Source organism: Tardiphaga sp. 709 (assembly GCF_032401055.1).
In the GTDB taxonomy this organism is placed as follows: domain Bacteria; phylum Pseudomonadota; class Alphaproteobacteria; order Rhizobiales; family Xanthobacteraceae; genus Tardiphaga.
Genome location: NZ_CP135529.1, coordinates 3,947,091 through 3,963,098, shown reverse-complemented (window position 1 = coordinate 3,963,098; position 16,008 = coordinate 3,947,091). Strand labels below are relative to the sequence as shown.

Genomic DNA, 16,008 nt, shown 5'->3' with positions numbered 1-16,008 from the left:
AACGTGGGCGACAAGGTTGATCTGGTCATCAATGGCGGCACCATCGTATCGCCCGATGCAAGTTACAAGGCTAGCATCGCCATCAAGGACGGCGTGATCCACGCTATCGGCGCGCCGGAGGCGATGCCGCCGGCGACGCAGATACTCGACGCCACAGGCCTTCATATTCTGCCCGGCGCGATCGACGTGCACGTGCATTTCCGCGATCCCGGCTATCCGCAGAAGGAAGACTTTGCCAGCGGCACTGCTGCGGCGGCCTTTGGCGGCGTCACCACCGTGTTCGACATGCCCAACACGCTGCCGACCATCAACAATGCGGAAGCGCTGGCCGACAAGCACAAGATCGCTTCTGCCAAGGCCTATGTCGACTACGGGCTCTATGCGGTGCTGGGCGAAGACAGCATCGAACATGTCCCCGCCCTGATCGACGGCGGCGTGATCGGCTTCAAGCTCTATATGGGCAACACCTTCGGGCGCATCCCCTCGCCGACCACCGGCGCGATGCTGGAAGCCTTCGAGGTCGTCGCGCCGACCGGCAAGCGCATCTCGCTGCATGCCGAGACCAATTCCATCATGGAGCGCCGCGAAGCACGGCTGCGTGCCAGCGGACGCATCGAGCCGATCGCGCATCTGGCAGCACGACCCGCCGTGGTCGCCGTCGAGGCCGTGGCTCGCGCGGCGATCCTCGCCGAATGGACCGGTGCGCGCATCCACGTGCTGCACATCTCGTCTGCTGCAGAACTGCAGCCGCTGGCCGAAGCCAAGGCGCGGGGTGTCGACATTACCGGCGAGACCTGCCCGCAATATCTGCTGCTGTCGGAGACCGATTACGAAAAATTCGGCGGCGTCGTGCGCGTCAATCCGCCGGTGCGCGAGAAGGCCAACCAGCAGCCGCTGTGGAACGCGCTGATGGATGGCACGGTCGACATGATCGCCACGGACCATGCGCCACATGCACCAGACGAGAAGACCCGGCCGGATATCTGGACGGTCGACTGCGGCTTTCCGGGCGTCGAGACCCAGATGCCGCTGATGCTGACCGAGATCAACAAGGGCCGCGCCACCATCAACGACTACGTGCGCTGGAGCGCCGAGAGCCCCGCCAAAATCTGGGGCCTGTATCCCCGCAAGGGCACGCTGACGGTGGGGTCCGATGCCGATATCGCCATCGTCGATCTCAAGCGCGAATGGACCGTCGACGACGCGATGATCCAGTCGCGCGCGAAGATTTCGCCGTGGCATGGCCGCAAGGCCTCGGCACTGCCGATCCATACCATCGTGCGCGGCCGCTTCGTGATGAAGGACCGGATCTTGCAAGAGGAAGCCCGCGGCACCGGGCAATCGGTGCATGCGATCCAGCAGATGCCGCCGGCGATGCCGGCCAACACCGACTCGACCATGGCCGCGATCACCTCCGTGCAGAAAGCCTGACCCGATGAACGCACCGCTCGCCCACCCAAAGCCCCGCGCTGTGGACAATGTGATCGAGCTCGAAAAGGTGCACGTCACCTTCGGCACGGCGAAGAACGCCGTGACCGCGCTGGCCGAGACCTCGCTACGCATAGACAAGGGCGAATTCGTCGCCCTGGTCGGTCCGTCCGGCTGCGGCAAGTCGACGATTCTGAAACTGGTGGCCGGCACGCTGAATGCGACCCAGGGCAACGTGTTCGTTGCCGGCCGCGAAATCGGCGCGGGCGCGGCACGGATCGGCATGGCGTTCCAGAACCCCACGCTGCTGCCGTGGCTGAACATACGCGACAATGTGATGCTGCCGCTCAAGATCGTGCCGCCGTTCAAGGAAGCGTTCGGCGCCAAGCGCAAGACCGAATATCGCGACCGCGTCGAGGCCTCTCTGACGCAGGTCGGCCTCGGCGGCTTCGGCGACAAGTTTCCCTGGCAGCTCTCCGGCGGCATGCAGCAGCGTGCCTCGCTGTGCCGGGCGCTGATTCATGATCCGACCTTGCTGCTGCTCGACGAGCCATTCGGCGCGCTCGACCAGTTCACCCGCGAGGAATTGTGGGAGATCATGCAGAATCTCTGGATCGAGAAGCGCCCGACGGTGCTGCTGGTGACTCACGACCTCAAGGAAGCCGCCTATCTCGCCTCGCGCATCTGTGTGATGCAGGCGCGGCCCGGTCGGATCGTCGATGACAGCGCGGTGCCGTTCGCGCGGCCGCGCACCATCGACGTGTCGTTCGAGCCGGATTTCGTCACGCTGACCCAGCGCCTGCGCCAGCGCATCGTCGCGGCTCGCGCCGTTCAGGAGATCGTGTCATGAGCGAACGCGTCCGCCGCCAGGTCATGTCCACCGCTTGCATCATCGGCTTCTTCGTACTGTGGGAATTGCTGTGCCTGATGTTCCATGTCTCGGATATCGTGCTGCCAAGGCCGAGCCAAGTGCTGGCGACGCTGTGGATGCGCTTCCCCGCGATTTGGCCCCATGCACTGCAGACGCTGTACACAACCATGGTTGGGTTCGGCTTCGGCATCGCGATCGGCATTCTGCTGGGCATGCTGATCGGCTCGTCGAAGCTGGCCTATGACGTCGCCTATCCGATGCTGGTGGGATTTTCATCGATCCCGAAAGTCGCGGTGGTGCCGATCTTCGTGCTGTGGTTCGGTGCGGGCACCGTGCCGGCGATCCTCACCGCGATGATCATGTGCATCTTCCCGATCGTCGTGAACGTCGCCACCGGCCTTGCGGCGACGGAGCCCGAATTGCAGGATGTCATGAAGACACTGCGCGCGACCAAGCTGGAAATTCTGTGGAATGTGGGCCTGCCGCGCACCATGCCGTACTTCTTCGCCTCATTGAAGGTGGCTGCGACGCTGGCTTTCGTCGGCACGGTGATTTCGGAGACCGTGGCCTCCAATCGCGGCATCGGCAATCTGATGATGATCGCGTCGTCCAGCTTCGATGTGCCGCTGGTGTTCGCCGGCCTATTCATTCTGGCTGCATTGGGCGTCGGTTTGTATATTGTGTTCTCGCTGATCGAGGCGCGCGTCACCGGCTGGGCCGTGCGCAGCGACAGTTTCGCCTCTGGCGGCTGAACACAGGACATTCCATGACGCAGACACTGCTTCCGAGCCCAACGACCGTACATTGGGGCTATTTTGACGCCACGCTGAAGCCGATCGCGACCATTGATCCCGGCGAAATGATCACGATCACAAGCGTAAGCGGCACACGCGAGAACCTCCCGACAGAAGTGGGCATGACCATCCGCCCCGAACTTGTCGCCATCCTGGATGCCGTCACGCCAGAACTCGGGCCGCATATCCTCACCGGTCCTGTCGCCGTGCGCGGCGCCCAACCGGGTGACGCATTGCGTGTCGAGATCCTTGATGTCCAGCTCGCGGATGACTGGGGCTATACGCTCTTCAAGCCCGGCATGGGCACGCTGCCCGACGACTTCGACTATTTCCGCCGCGTCCATATCGGACTTGATCGAGCCAATGGCGTGGTGAGGACGCCATGGGGCATTACGCTAAAGGCGCGGCCGTTCTTCGGCGTGATGGGCACCGCGCCGAAACCTGCGGTTGGCCGGGTCAGCACGACAATGCCCTCGCATTTTGGCGGCAATATCGACAACAAGGAGCTCGGCGCAGGCTGCGTTCTCTATCTTCCTGTCTGGACCGAGGGCGGCTTATTCTCGTGCGGCGACGGCCATGCCGTGCAGGGCGACGGCGAAGTCTGTGTGACCGCCGTCGAGACCGGCCTCACCGGCACGTTCAAGATCAATCTCGTCAAGAATGCGCAGTTGGAGGCCCCCTATGCCGAGACGAAGGATCACCTCATCTCGATGGCCTTCGATGCTGATCTCGACGAAGCCGCGCGTATCGCGCTCCGCAGGATGGTTAGCATGATCGTCGCACGCACGACGCTGACGCCCGACGATGCCTATATGCTCTGCAGTCTCGCCGCCGATGTCCGCGTCACCCAGCTGGTCAATCTCGACAAAGGCATCCATGTGATGATGCCGCATGCGGTGCTGAACCAGTCGAAGCGCTAGACCGCGCGTTCGACCGGCTCCGGAGTGGTCTCTTCGTCTTCAAGCTGATCGACGAAGGTCGCAGGCACCAGACGCTTGCGATTGATGGTCAGATCGAACACGTCGAAGCGATTGTAGTAACCGACCACGTCGTGAAACTGCTTCGGCTCGATGCAGCGGCGCAGGTCGAATTCGGCATAGGCGATGCCCTCCTCGTCCTGCAGCATGTCGCCGAGCACTTCGCCGGTCGGGTCGACGAAGAAGCTGGCGGCGCGCTGCGTGCGATCGATCACATCGACCACATCGGCATCCCGCGCGATCAGGAAGTCGCGCATCGCCTTGTCCATATAACCGGCGGTGATGATGCCGAAGGCTTTGGCCTCAAACGAATGCGCGCTGGCGCGAATGCGATTGGCGGCGACATTGTTGAAATTGCCACCGCTGCTCGGGCGGCGCGTCGGCCACATCGGCGGCCAGCTCGAAATGTGAATCTGCTCGGCCTGCGCCATCAGCGTATAGCGTGCCAGCGGATTAGTGTTCTCACCGCAGATGAGGTTCCCGACGCGACCCACAGGCGTATCGGCAACGCGCAGACCTGCGCCATCACCGGCAGCCCAGATCAGCTTCTCATAGAAGGTCGGCACCAGCTTACGGTGATGATTGAGAATGTTGCCGTCGGGCCCGATCAGGACATTGCTGTTCCAGATCAGCCCGACGCTGACCGGCGAACTCTCGCTGATGCCCATCGAGACGGTCACGCCAAGCGCCCGCGCCTCGTTGCGCAAGGCGGCCATTTCCGGACCGGCGATCGACACCGACTGCTCGGCCATCGTCACGAACAGATCGTGATTCTCGATCGGCGCCCACAGCGCCGCCCAGACCGGAAACGCCGGGATATAGGTCTCGGGAAAAGCGATCAGCTGCGCGCCTGCGGCGGCAGCCTCGCGAATGATCGAAATCGCCTTCGCCGTGGTCGCCGCGCGATCGAGAAATACCGGCGCAGCATGGACCGCAGCGACTTTAACCTGTGACGACATCGTCATTCTTCCTCTTGCATCGATGCGGCGATGTCTCAGGCTCGTCGGAAGGCCCGGAAACGTCGCTGAACCATGTTCGAGGAGGAACCTATCCATTCGGGGCCGCGGGACCACGGGGCATTTCTGCAACCCGGGCTGCACGGACCACTATGCTTCGAGGATCGGCCGGGCCTAGGTCGGCACCTCGCTTCACCACGTCTGATTGCGGGAGTTGTCGCCGATACCGTAGCCATAGCTGGCCGGCGCACTCGCATAGGAATCCATCGGCCGCACCGACGGAGCAACGGAAGGAACAGTCACGCGGGCGGGAGCATGGACACGTCGCTGCACGCGGCGGGCTGCGCTGATATCGGTCGCCAATCGGGGATCTCCGATCCAGCGATAGGCCTTGTCCGATGCCGCGGAGCTCTCCGCCATGGAGGTCAACATCACGAAAGCCACGGACGCGGGCACCAAGAGCCACCGCCGGGCCGATTTTATCATCGTCTTGCGCGCAGACATTTGAGCGATCCTTTCATCATGGTTGGGGTAGCGAGATATCTTCGGGTAGAACGTCGATGCGAACTATTCGTCAAAGGCGGGGACGATCATGCAAGCGCCCATGGCCCGTTTCTGGATACTCCCCGAGGAGCATCACTGCTGTGTTGCGAGTGCGGACATCATCATGTTGTCGCGGCGCCAGGCGTTGGGACTAGCCCCGGTCGCGCGGCGAAACTGGCGGCACATGTGGGCCTGATCGGAGAAGCCGCAATCGATGGCGATCTCGCAGAGTGACTTGCCGCTGGATGTCATCAGCTCCATCGCACGCGTCAGACGGCGGGAGACGATATAGGCATGGGGAGACTGGCCGAACGTGGTCTTGAACGCATTTGAGAAGTAACCGCAACTCAGGCGAGCGATACTCGCGAGATCCGATACTTGGATCACTTCATCCAGATTTGAATCAATGTGGCGCCTGATTCGCTCCGCCTGCCAGCGAGCGAGGCCGCCTCTCGCGGGGCTGACGGGCGACGGTTGGGAGGGCGCCTCGAGCAGCGATGCAGCCTGCTTGATGCAGCGAAGAGCCGCACCGACATCCGATCCGATCGCCTGCCGTGCATCTAGCAGGAGCTGGGCGACCGTCGTAGAACTTGCGTCAGACAATACACCGGCAAACGAGTCAGAATTCTGGGACTGTGAATCGAGCAGCATATCGGTCTCCTTTGGGTGGTGAATGCCATCGACATCGCGATGACTTCGACGATCCAAGGATGAGAGATTCCGGCCGCGCTAACCATTCTACGAGGATAGAGATTCAAGAAACGAAGGTAATCCCGCCCTATACCAAGGTTTATCCCGGGCGAGACGCCACCGACTTCGGACGACTTCGCCATTCCCCGCAGGACGCATGCCCTGCTTCCTATTTTACGGCTCAAATGACCAATTCTGATCGGGTGCAACGACCCTCACAGCTGCCCATGGCCGTTGCGACAGCTATCCTTGCCGCAGGCATTTTCGCGTTCGACGCCTTCAGCACATTCGAGATCGCCGTCGCGGCGCTTTATATCGTCGTGCTGCTGATGGCGCTCCGTTTCACCAATGTCACGGGCATCATCCTGATCGCCCTCGGTTGCATCGGCCTGACAATCCTCGGTTATCTAATCGGCCACGCGAACGACCCCAATGAGGGAGCAATGCTGCGCGGCGCCGTCAGCGCGCTCGCCATTGCCATCGCTGCCGTGCTCTGCGTCCAGATCAGGATGTCGGACGCGAGGCTTCGGCAGAGCGAAGAGCGCTATCGCAACATCTTTCAGGGCACGAGTGTTGCCATCTGGGAGCAGGACTTCACGGAAGCGGCCAATGCCTGCGCGCCAATCCTGCAACAAGGCATTCCCCGGTTGCGCGATTACTTCATCGCCAATGAGGGCTTCCTCAAGCATTGCCTGTTTCTCGTCCGGACCCTCGACGCGAATGACGCCGCAAAGCAATTAATCGGCGATCTCGACCAGAAGAACGTTCAGCAGTCCTGGGATGCAGCACTCGAGCCGGAGACTTTGGTCGCCTTTCGCGAAATCCTGCTCGCATTTCTTGCGGGAGAAAGCTCATTCACGATTGAAGTGGCCATCCGTGCCGTCAACGGCGAGTTGCGCACCACCATCGTCACGGCAACCTTCCCCGCCGATCGGTCTCGCTCCGTCCTGATCAATTCGCTCGATGTCACCGCCAAGATCGCAGCCGAGCAAGCACTCCAGCAGAGCATCGCAGAACTTACCCGCGTGTCGCGCATCGCGACCTTGGGTGCCTTGACGGCATCGATCGGCCACGAGGTCAATCAGCCACTTGCCGCCGTGGTGACCAACGCAGAGGCGGCCTTGCGCTGGCTATCGCGGGAGCGGCCCGATCTCGGCGAAACCACGGCCTGCCTCAAGGAAGTCGTGCAGGAGGGCCGCAGGGCCGGCGACATCATTCACCGGCTGAGGTCGCTCGCCGTGAAGGGCGAGTTGGCGCGCGGGCCGGTCGACGTCAACGCCATTGTCACGCAGGTACTGGCGATGGTTCAGCGCGATCTGGCACAGCACCAGATTTCAGCAGTCCTCGACCTGACACCCGATCTGCCCACCATCGCCGGCGACGAAGTACAGCTTCAGCAGGTGCTGATGAATCTCGTCAACAACGCCGTCCACGCCATGAAGGCGACCGCGACGAAAGAGCTGAAAGTGTGGTCGGCATTCGACGCGACGCGGGGAATTCTCGTCTCGGTGCGTGATTCAGGATCGGGTATACCGGACGACCATATGCAACGCCTGTTCGCGCCGTTCTTCACGACAAAGGCCGAGGGGATGGGCGTCGGCCTCTCGATCTCCCGATCCATCATCGAGTCGCATCACGGGCGTATCTGGGCGGAACGAAACGAGAGTGGTGGAACCACCTTTCATTTCATGATACCGACAGCCACCGCAGAAGGACCCGGCAACCTTGCCTAACGACGCAGAAGCACCTTTGGTCGTCGTCGTGGACGACGAAGCCGCCATCCGCACTGCGGTTGGCAGTCTGCTGCGCTCGGTTGGATATGAAGTCAGTTTCGCCTCCTCGGCGGTCGAGCTTCTCGAGAGCGACATTCTCACCAGGGCCAGCTGTCTTGTCCTCGATATCCGACTGCCGATCGTCAGCGGCCTCGATTTTCAGAAGCGTCTTGCGGATCTCGGCGGCAATACGCCCATCGTGTTCATGACTGGCCATGCCGATGTGCCGATGACGGTCCGCGCTATGAAGGCCGGCGCCGTCGACTTTCTCGCCAAGCCGTTTCGCGACCAGGAAATGCTCGATGCCGTCGCCGGCGCCGTGGAGCGCGACCGCAAGGCGCGGCAAGAGCGCGATGGACTGGCCGATATCAAGGAGCGTTTCGGCACTTTGAGTGCGCGGGAACGCGAGGTGATGGAATTGGCCACCGCGGGGCTGCTGAACAAGCAGATCGCCGCAAAGCTGAACCTCAGCGAAATTACGGTTAAGATCCATCGCGGCAAGATGATGAAGAAGATGGATGCAAAATCCTTCGCCTCTCTGGTGCGCATGGCCGAGGCCATCGGCATGAAACCAGCCCCGGGTACCTCCCGATAAACCTCAGTATGATTTCGCTGCACAGCGATATTTGACAGTATTCTAGGCGAAACGGCTCAACACTGGGGTCGCTGTCAAAGCCGCCGTGTGGAGATTGCGTTGAACTCTGAACATGCCATTGCCATCATCGACGATTCCTCGTCGGTTCGCCGCGCGCTTGAAAGCCTGCTGCGATCGCTGGGCTTTGTCGTCCTCAGCTTCGAATCCGCCGAAGCGTTTCTGACCTCGCCGGTGGTCCGCGAGACGTCCTGCGTGGTGACCGACGTCGAAATGCCGGGCCTGACCGGCATCGACCTCTATGAGCGCATGCGCTCGGACAAGAACCAGACGCCGGTCATTTTCATCACCGCCAATTCCGAAGAGAAAGTGCGCGCGCGACTGGGCAGCACGCCCTGCATCCTCAACAAGCCGTTCGAAGTCGACGAACTCGCCGCATGCATCAACCAGGCCATCGCGGCGCCATAGCCGCACTGCTCTTCCGAAGATGCATGGCGCCGATCCCCCAATAGCGATGGGCTCACATGCCCAGCACGCCGTCACGCGAAGGTTTTAACGCGCGTAGGTGTCGGATAGTGTGCGCGCACTTACATGGGGGAATGATATGAGCATGTCCGGAATATTTGCGCGCGTTGTCGCGGTGATCGGCGGTGCCGCGCTGCAATGGCGCCGCCTGCAGGGCAATACACACGCGCCAGCCTGGGGCAGCGCGCCGGTGGTGCCAGAGGCGAAGCCGCAAGGCGCCATCCCCACATTGAAGATGCCGACTGCCCAGGGCTGGGCCGCGGGACAGAAGCCCGTGGTCGCACCCGGGCTCAAGGTCAATGCCTTTGCGACCGGCCTGAAACATCCGCGCTGGATCAATGTGCTGCCCAATGGCGACGTCCTGATCGCCGAGGCGACGCAGGTTGCCGGTCCCGTCCGCAACATGTTCGGCTATGCGATGCAGGCGACGATGCGGCGGGCCGCGGCGCTCGGTGTCAGCGCCAACCGCATCACGCTGCTGCGCGACCGGGATCGCGATGGCGTCGCCGAGACCAGCCAGACCTTCATGGAGGGACTGAACCAGCCGTTCGGCATGGCGCTGCTGAACGACACGTTCTATGTCGGCAATGTCGATGGTGTGGTGGCCTTCCCCTATGTGGCGGGCGCGGACAGCATCACGGCACCGGGCAAGAAACTCACCAATTTCAAGTCCGGCGGCCACTGGACCCGGAGCATCCTACCGAGCCCGGATGGCAGCAAGCTCTATATCGGCGTCGGCTCGCTGAGCAATATCGCTGAGGGCGGCATGGAGGTCGAAGAAGGCCGCGCGGCTGTCTATGAACTCGATATCGCCAGTGGCAAGAGCCGCATCTTCGGCGCCGGCTTGCGCAATCCCGTCGGTCTCGCATGGGAGCCGACGACCGGCGCGCTGTGGACCGTGGTCAATGAGCGCGACGGCCTCGGCGACGAGACGCCGCCGGATTATCTGACCTCGGTGCGCGATGGCGGCTTCTATGGCTGGCCCTATTGCTACTGGGGCAAGACGGTGGACGACCGCGTGCCGCAGGATCCGGCGCTGGTCGCCACCGCGATCACGCCCGATTACGCGCTTGGCGGCCACACCGCCTCGCTCGGCCTGTGCTGGCTGCCCGCAGGCACGCTGCCGGGATTTCCGGACGGCATGGTCATCGGCCAGCACGGCTCATGGAATCGCAGCACGCTCAGCGGCTACAAGGTCGTCTTCATCCCGTTCGTGAACGGCAAGCCGTCCGGACCGCCGCGGGATATCTTGTCGGGCTTCCTCGCACCCGACGAGAAGGTGTCCTATGGACGCCCTGTCGGCGTCACGCTCGCCCCGGACGGCGCGTTGCTGGTGGCCGACGATGTGGGTGACGTCATCTGGCGTGTGACGGGCGCGGCCTAAGACCCGCGGAATAATCCGGCGGGCTCGTGAGGCGCGCGTTATCGCGCGCCCCACGCTCCGACCTATTTCATTGTCGGCATCACGAATTCCGGCCCCTGCGCAATGCTGGTTGGCCAGCGGCTGGTGACGGTCTTCAGGCGGGTATAGAAGCGGACGCCTTCCGGCCCGTGCATCGAATGATCGCCGAACAGCGAGGCCTTCCATCCACCGAAGGAATGGAATGCCACGGGCACCGGAATCGGCACGTTGATGCCAACCATGCCGACGCGGATGCGATGCGCGAATTCACGCGCAACGTCGCCGTTCTGCGTGAAGATCGCGGTGCCATTACCGTATTCGTTGTCGTTGATCATGCGCGCTGCCGTCGCATAATCCGGCGTACGCACCACGGCCAGCACCGGCCCGAAGATCTCTTCCTTGTAGATCGTCATGTCCGGCGTCACCTGATCGAACAGCGAACCGCCGATGAAATAGCCGCCTTCGTTGGACCGGAAGTCCCGGCCATCGACGATCAGCTTCGCGCCCTGCTCGACGCCGGAATCGACATAGCCGCGCACCTTGTCGAGATGCTGCTGGGTCACCAGCGGACCCATTTCGGATTCAGCATTGAAGCCAGACCCGACCTTGAGCGCACGAATCTTCGGCTCCAGCTTCGAGATCAAGGCATCCGCCGTTTTCTCCCCGACGGGCACTGCGACCGAAATCGCCATGCAGCGTTCGCCCGCGGAGCCGTAGGCAGCGCCCATTAATGCGTCCACCGCCTGATCGATATCGGCATCGGGCATCACGACCATGTGGTTCTTGGCGCCGCCGAGGGCCTGGCAACGCTTGCCGGTGCTGGTAGCTGTCGAATAGATATAACGCGCGATCGGTGTCGATCCGACGAAGCTGATCGCTGCAACATCGGGATGATGCAGCAGCGCATCGACGGCTTGCTTGTCGCCATGCACGACGTTGAACACACCTGCCGGCAGACCGGCTTCGGCCAGCCATTCGGCAATCAGAAGCGATGCCGATGGGTCACGCTCGGAGGGCTTCAGCACGAAGGTGTTGCCGCAAGCCAGCGCCACCGGGAACATCCACATCGGCACCATGACCGGAAAGTTGAACGGCGTGATGCCGGCGACGACGCCAAGCGCCTGACGTACGCCATAGCTGTCGACGCGTGTGCCGACATTCTCGCTGACTTCGCCCTTCAGCAATTGCGGAGCGCCCACGGCGAATTCGACGACTTCGAGGCCGCGCTGGATTTCACCCTTGGCGTCCGACAGCGTCTTGCCGTGCTCCGAGGTGATGACCGCGGCAAGATCGTCGATGCGGTCTTCACAAATGCGCAGGAATTTATTGAGAATGCGGGCGCGGCGCAGTGACGGCGTATCGGCCCAGTTCTCTGCTGCTGCAAGCGCGGCAGCAACCGCGGCGCCCACTTCGGACGTGCTGGCAAGACCCACCTGAGCCGTCTGCTCACCGGTGGCCGGGTTGAAAACAGGCGAAGTCCGGCCGCTACGGCCCGCAACGAGCTGCCCGCCGATATAGTGCTTGATTTCCGAAGCCATCGAACTCTCCTTTGATGCTCCTGCGGTCTTGCGCCGCTTCCCTTTCCCGAACAACGCGAAGTATTGCGGCTTCGATGTGCAGCAAATAGAGTCCGGGGATGGATTGGGACAAAGTTCGGATTTTCCTGGAAGTCGCCCGTACCGGCCAGATTCTGGGTGCCGCCAAGCGGCTGAAACTCAATCATGCGACAGTGGCGCGCCAGCTCACCGCCCTCGAAAAAGACCTCAAGACAAAGCTGCTGAACCGGCAGACGACGGGCTCGTCCCTGACGCCATCGGGGGTTGCGCTGCTCGCGGCCGCGGAACGCGCCGAATCCGAACTGCTCAAGGTGGGATCGCAGCTAACATCGGCCGCTGACAAGGTGGCGGGCACGGTGCGGATTGGTGCACCGGACGGCCTCGGCAATTATTTTCTGGCTGACAAGCTCGGCGGCTTTGCCGCAGCCAATCCGGATCTGATCGTCCAGCTCGTGGCGCTGCCGCGCACATTTTCGCTAGCCAAGCGCGAAGCCGATATAGTCGTGACGCTGGAGCGCCCCGACGAAGGGAAACTGATCTGTACCAAACTCACCGACTACACGCTGAGCGTCTACGTGTCGGAGGACTATCTGGCTCGGTCGACGCCGATCCGCGAGCCCGGCGATCTCGCCGACCACCTGCTGATCACTTATATCTACGATATCATCTACAGCCGCGCACTGGACTATGCATCGACCTTCAGCAAACTGATCACCCGCCGCTTCGAATGCGGCAGCGTGGTCGGCCAGCTTGAAGCAGTTCGTGCGGGCCACGGAGTCGGCATCCTGCACGATTATGCCGCGCAGCTTTATCCCGAACTGCGGCGAATTCTGCCGGCCAGCCGCTTCACGCGAAGCTACTGGCTCGTGTCACATCCCGATACGCATGACACGAGCCGGGTCCGCGAGGTGCGGCGCTATATCGTCGCCAAAGTCCGCGAGGCCCGCAGCCAGTTCGTCGTGCAATAGCTGGCGTTACGCTCAGCTTGCGGAGACGACCGCGCCGAATTTGGTGAAGAACTCGCCCGCCAGTTTCTTGGCTGTGGAGTCGATCAGTCGCCCGCCGAGCTGCGCCAGCTTGCCGCCGATCTGCGAATCGACCTCGTAATGCAGGATCGTTTCATTGTCGCCGGCCGCCTCGAGCCTGATTGCTGCGCCGCCTTTGGCGAAGCCTGCGACACCGCCAGAGCCTTCACCGGTGATCCTGTAGCCGTTCGGCGCATCGAGATCGCTCAGCGTCACCTTGCCGCCGAAGGTCGCTTTCACGGGTCCGACCTTGATCACAACCTCCGCCGTCATCTCTGTCGGCGATGTCATGTCGAGTTCTTGGCAACCGGGAATGCACTGCTTCAGCACAGCGGGATCGTTGAGTGCGGCCCAGACCTTGTCGCGTGAAGCCGGGACGGTCTGGCTGTCTTTCATCTGCATGGGATCACCTGTCTGCGAGCATGCGCGTCAAACCGCGCAATAACGTTCTTGAATTTCCTTGTCGGCAAGCAGTGCCGCGGAGCTGCTCTCGTAAACGACCTCGCCCTGGTCCATGATGATCGCGCGATCAGCAAGGCGCAGCGCCCATTCGACATTTTGCTCGACCAGCAGCAGCGTGACGCCCTGATCGCGCAGCTTGCGGAACAGCACGCCCATCTCCTCGACCAGCACCGGCATGATGCCTTCGGAGGGCTCATCGAGCAGGATCATCTTGGGCTTGGCGATGGTCGCGCGCGCGATGGCCAGCATCTGCTGCTCGCCGCCGGACATGGTGACGCCTTCCTGATCCAGACGCTCCTTGAGGCGCGGAAAGCTCTCTGCGATTTCCTCGATCGCGTCTTTCTCGTTGATCTGGCCGCGGCTGGCGACGAGACCGAGCTGGAGATTTTCGCGCACAGTGAGTCCAGGAATGATCCGGCGCTCTTCAGGCACATAGGCAAGGCCAAGCCTGAAACGATCATGCGCGGGCATCGACGTCAGGTCATTGCCATCGAAGGTCATGCCGCCCGTGGTTTTCGACATCAACCCCATGACCGAACGGATCGTGGTGGTCTTGCCAGCGCCGTTGCGGCCGACCAGTGCGACGACCTCGCCCTGCGCCACCGAGATCGAGACCCCATGCAGCGTATGGCTGGCGCCGTACCAGGCGTTCAGGTCTTTGGTTTCAAGCATAGCCATCGTTCTGTCCCAGATAGACGCGACGAACCTCGGGGTCCGTCTGAATGTCGCGCGGTGAGCCGTCCGCAATCAGCCGGCCATGATGCAGCACCAGAATCCGGTCGCTGAGGCCGAGGATCATCTTCATCTTGTGCTCGACCAGCAGGATGGTGCGCTCAGACGCAAGCTTCTCTAGCAGCGCCACCATTTCCTTGGTCTCTTCCGGCCCCATGCCCGCGGTCGGCTCGTCCAGCAGCAGCACTTCCGGATTTGAGATCAGCGCGATGGCGATCTCCAGCGCGCGCTGCTGGCCATGTGCCAAAAACTTGGCGGTCTCGTCCCGCCTGCCGACAAGCCCCACGGCTTCCAGCGCCGCGTCAGCCCTGGAATCCAGCTCCGTGAACTTCTTCCGGTTGGTCCAGATATTATAGCGCGAGCGGCTGGCTTGCGCTGCGACGCGTACGTTCTCGTGGACGCTCAGATCGGGAAAGATGTTCGTGATCTGATAGGAGCGCGCGATGCCGCGATGCACGAATTCGTGCTGCTTCGTGCCCTTGAGATCGTCCCCCTTGAAGCGGATCGATCCGCTGGACGGCGTCAGCACGCCGGACAGCACGTTGAAGAACGTGCTCTTGCCGGCACCGTTGGGGCCGATGATGGAGGTGACGCGGCCCGGCCGGAACTCCGTCGTCACGCCTTGCAGCGCGACGAAGCCGCCGAACCTCACTCCGATATCGTTGACGGCGAGAAGCGGCGCGTTCATCGCATGACCTTTGTGAGAAATGTGCCCCAGATGCCCTTGGGCAGAAACAGCACGAACAGCACGAAGATGGATCCGACAATAATCTGCCAGTGCGACGTCCACAGCGAGAACACGTCCTCCATCACCAGGAAAACCAATGCACCAATGAACGGGCCGAAGAAGCTGCTGACGCCGCCGAGCAGCGTCATCATCACGATCATGCCGGAGGACAAGTAGTGCAGCGAATCCAGCGGCACGAAGGCCAGATGCAGTGCCGACATGGTGCCACCGAGGGCGCAAATCGTGCCTGACAGTGTGAATGACAGCAGCTTGGTGCGCTCGACATTGTAGCCGCAGGTCCGTGCGCGACGCTCGTTCTCGCGGATCGCCTCGATGGCTGCGCCGAATGGCGAGTTGAGAATGCGCGAGACGAGCCACAGCGCCAGCGCTGCGAATACCATCAGCACGTAGTACTTGTTGACCGGGTCGAGAAAATTGATCTCGAATCCGAACAGGTTGATCTTGTTGACCGTGAAACCGCGCAGTCCGTTCTCGCCACCTGTCCAGGACGGCGTCTGGAGCGCCACGTAATAGACCAACTGGGCGAGAGCGAGCGTCACCATCGAAAAGTAGATGCCGCGTGTGCGCGTGGATAGTGCTCCCATGACGAAGGCCAGCAATGCGCCGCCAATAACGCCCATCAGCACTGCGAGATACCAGGGCACACCGAACTGGCCGATGGCGATGCCGGTGATGTAGGCCCCGGTGCCGACAAAGGCCGCATGGCCGAACGACAGCAAACCAGTATAGCCGAATAGCAGATTATAGCCGACGGCAACCGTACCGTAGATCAGGACGTTCACTGCCAGCGCCTTGGACGGCAGCAACCACGGCAGCAGGCATAGCGCGAGGATCGACAACGGAACGCGATACTTGGTCACGAGCGATTTGAAGCGCGCAGGCTTTCGCGCACTGGCGGAAGGAGAAACGGCGAGCGCCGGGGATGTCATGGTCCG

At 62.1% G+C, this 16,008-nt stretch carries 17 protein-coding genes; 9 read left to right on the top strand and 8 right to left on the bottom strand.

Features of this window, described 5'->3' with window-relative positions:
- The first annotated feature begins 3 nt into the window (after nucleotides 1-3).
- Genes allB through RSO67_RS19335 form a run of 4 tightly spaced genes read left to right on the top strand, consistent with a single transcriptional unit; the run spans nucleotide 4 to nucleotide 4,013 of the window.
- Nucleotides 4-1,431, top strand: coding sequence for an allantoinase AllB (allB, locus tag RSO67_RS19350; RefSeq protein ID WP_315840164.1), 1,428 nt, complete (start codon nucleotides 4-6; stop codon nucleotides 1,429-1,431).
- Nucleotides 1,432-1,435: 4 nt separating this feature from the next.
- Nucleotides 1,436-2,278 (top strand): ABC transporter ATP-binding protein, encoded by an 843-nt coding sequence (locus RSO67_RS19345; RefSeq protein ID WP_315840163.1) that lies wholly within the window; start codon nucleotides 1,436-1,438, stop codon nucleotides 2,276-2,278.
- A complete protein-coding gene (locus RSO67_RS19340) occupies nucleotides 2,275-3,051 on the top strand; it encodes an ABC transporter permease (protein WP_315840162.1) in 777 nt (258 codons plus the stop codon). Before RSO67_RS19345 ends, RSO67_RS19340 begins: the two co-directional genes overlap by 4 nt.
- A gap of 14 nt (nucleotides 3,052-3,065) precedes the next feature.
- Nucleotides 3,066-4,013, top strand: coding sequence for an acetamidase/formamidase family protein (locus tag RSO67_RS19335; RefSeq protein WP_315840161.1), 948 nt, complete (start codon nucleotides 3,066-3,068; stop codon nucleotides 4,011-4,013).
- Here the strand turns inward: RSO67_RS19335 and RSO67_RS19330 are convergent.
- The 3 genes from RSO67_RS19330 to RSO67_RS19320 all read right to left on the bottom strand — a co-directional run bounded on the left by RSO67_RS19330 (nucleotide 4,010) and on the right by RSO67_RS19320 (nucleotide 6,220).
- Nucleotides 4,010-5,029, bottom strand: coding sequence for a carbon-nitrogen hydrolase family protein (locus RSO67_RS19330; RefSeq protein WP_315840160.1), 1,020 nt, complete (start codon nucleotides 5,027-5,029; stop codon nucleotides 4,010-4,012). The two genes, RSO67_RS19335 and RSO67_RS19330, sit on opposite strands and share 4 nt — an antisense overlap.
- Before the next feature lie 189 nt (nucleotides 5,030-5,218).
- Nucleotides 5,219-5,482 (bottom strand): hypothetical protein, encoded by a 264-nt coding sequence (locus RSO67_RS19325; RefSeq protein ID WP_315840159.1) that lies wholly within the window; start codon nucleotides 5,480-5,482, stop codon nucleotides 5,219-5,221.
- A gap of 180 nt (nucleotides 5,483-5,662) precedes the next feature.
- Nucleotides 5,663-6,220 (bottom strand): AraC family transcriptional regulator, encoded by a 558-nt coding sequence (locus tag RSO67_RS19320; protein WP_315840158.1) that lies wholly within the window; start codon nucleotides 6,218-6,220, stop codon nucleotides 5,663-5,665.
- Between the two features lie 266 nt (nucleotides 6,221-6,486).
- Here RSO67_RS19320 and RSO67_RS19315 point away from each other — a divergent pair, with 266 nt between their 5' ends.
- From RSO67_RS19315 to RSO67_RS19300, 4 genes are all read left to right on the top strand, one after another.
- Complete coding sequence (locus RSO67_RS19315) at nucleotides 6,487-7,992, top strand: sensor histidine kinase (RefSeq protein ID WP_315840157.1); 1,506 nt, start codon at nucleotides 6,487-6,489, stop codon at nucleotides 7,990-7,992.
- Nucleotides 7,985-8,626 (top strand): response regulator transcription factor, encoded by a 642-nt coding sequence (locus tag RSO67_RS19310; RefSeq protein WP_315840156.1) that lies wholly within the window; start codon nucleotides 7,985-7,987, stop codon nucleotides 8,624-8,626. The genes RSO67_RS19315 and RSO67_RS19310 overlap by 8 nt, the downstream gene beginning before the upstream one ends.
- 99 nt (nucleotides 8,627-8,725) lie before the next feature.
- The gene (locus RSO67_RS19305; protein ID WP_315840155.1) at nucleotides 8,726-9,091 is read left to right on the top strand and encodes a response regulator transcription factor; all 366 of its coding nucleotides are present in this window, start codon (nucleotides 8,726-8,728) and stop codon (nucleotides 9,089-9,091) included.
- A 136-nt stretch (nucleotides 9,092-9,227) separates the two neighbouring features.
- The gene (locus RSO67_RS19300; RefSeq protein ID WP_315840154.1) at nucleotides 9,228-10,532 is read left to right on the top strand and encodes a sorbosone dehydrogenase family protein; all 1,305 of its coding nucleotides are present in this window, start codon (nucleotides 9,228-9,230) and stop codon (nucleotides 10,530-10,532) included.
- 62 nt (nucleotides 10,533-10,594) lie between these two features.
- On the opposite strand, the gene RSO67_RS19295 is transcribed toward RSO67_RS19300, so the two are convergent.
- Nucleotides 10,595-12,088 carry a CoA-acylating methylmalonate-semialdehyde dehydrogenase gene (locus tag RSO67_RS19295; RefSeq protein WP_315840153.1) on the bottom strand — a complete coding sequence of 498 codons (1,494 nt, stop codon included), beginning with the start codon at nucleotides 12,086-12,088 and terminating at the stop codon, nucleotides 10,595-10,597.
- A gap of 98 nt (nucleotides 12,089-12,186) precedes the next feature.
- On the opposite strand from RSO67_RS19295, the gene RSO67_RS19290 reads away from it, so the two are divergent.
- Nucleotides 12,187-13,074, top strand: a complete 888-nt coding sequence (locus RSO67_RS19290) for a LysR family transcriptional regulator (protein ID WP_315840152.1) — start codon at nucleotides 12,187-12,189, stop codon at nucleotides 13,072-13,074.
- A gap of 12 nt (nucleotides 13,075-13,086) precedes the next feature.
- On the opposite strand, the gene RSO67_RS19285 is transcribed toward RSO67_RS19290, so the two are convergent.
- From RSO67_RS19285 to RSO67_RS19270, 4 genes are read right to left on the bottom strand one after another with little or no spacing between them, the layout of a single operon-like run.
- On the bottom strand, nucleotides 13,087-13,533 hold the full coding sequence (locus RSO67_RS19285) for a carbon monoxide dehydrogenase subunit G (protein ID WP_315840151.1): 447 nt from the start codon (nucleotides 13,531-13,533) through the stop codon (nucleotides 13,087-13,089).
- 27 nt (nucleotides 13,534-13,560) lie between these two features.
- Entirely contained in the window at nucleotides 13,561-14,265 is a 705-nt protein-coding gene (locus RSO67_RS19280; RefSeq protein ID WP_092140474.1) for an ABC transporter ATP-binding protein, read from the bottom strand.
- Entirely contained in the window at nucleotides 14,258-15,013 is a 756-nt protein-coding gene (locus RSO67_RS19275) for an ABC transporter ATP-binding protein (protein WP_315840150.1), read from the bottom strand. The genes RSO67_RS19280 and RSO67_RS19275 overlap by 8 nt, the downstream gene beginning before the upstream one ends.
- On the bottom strand, nucleotides 15,010-16,002 hold the full coding sequence (locus RSO67_RS19270; RefSeq protein ID WP_315840149.1) for a branched-chain amino acid ABC transporter permease: 993 nt from the start codon (nucleotides 16,000-16,002) through the stop codon (nucleotides 15,010-15,012). The genes RSO67_RS19275 and RSO67_RS19270 overlap by 4 nt, the downstream gene beginning before the upstream one ends.
- Nucleotides 16,003-16,008 lie beyond the last annotated feature (6 nt).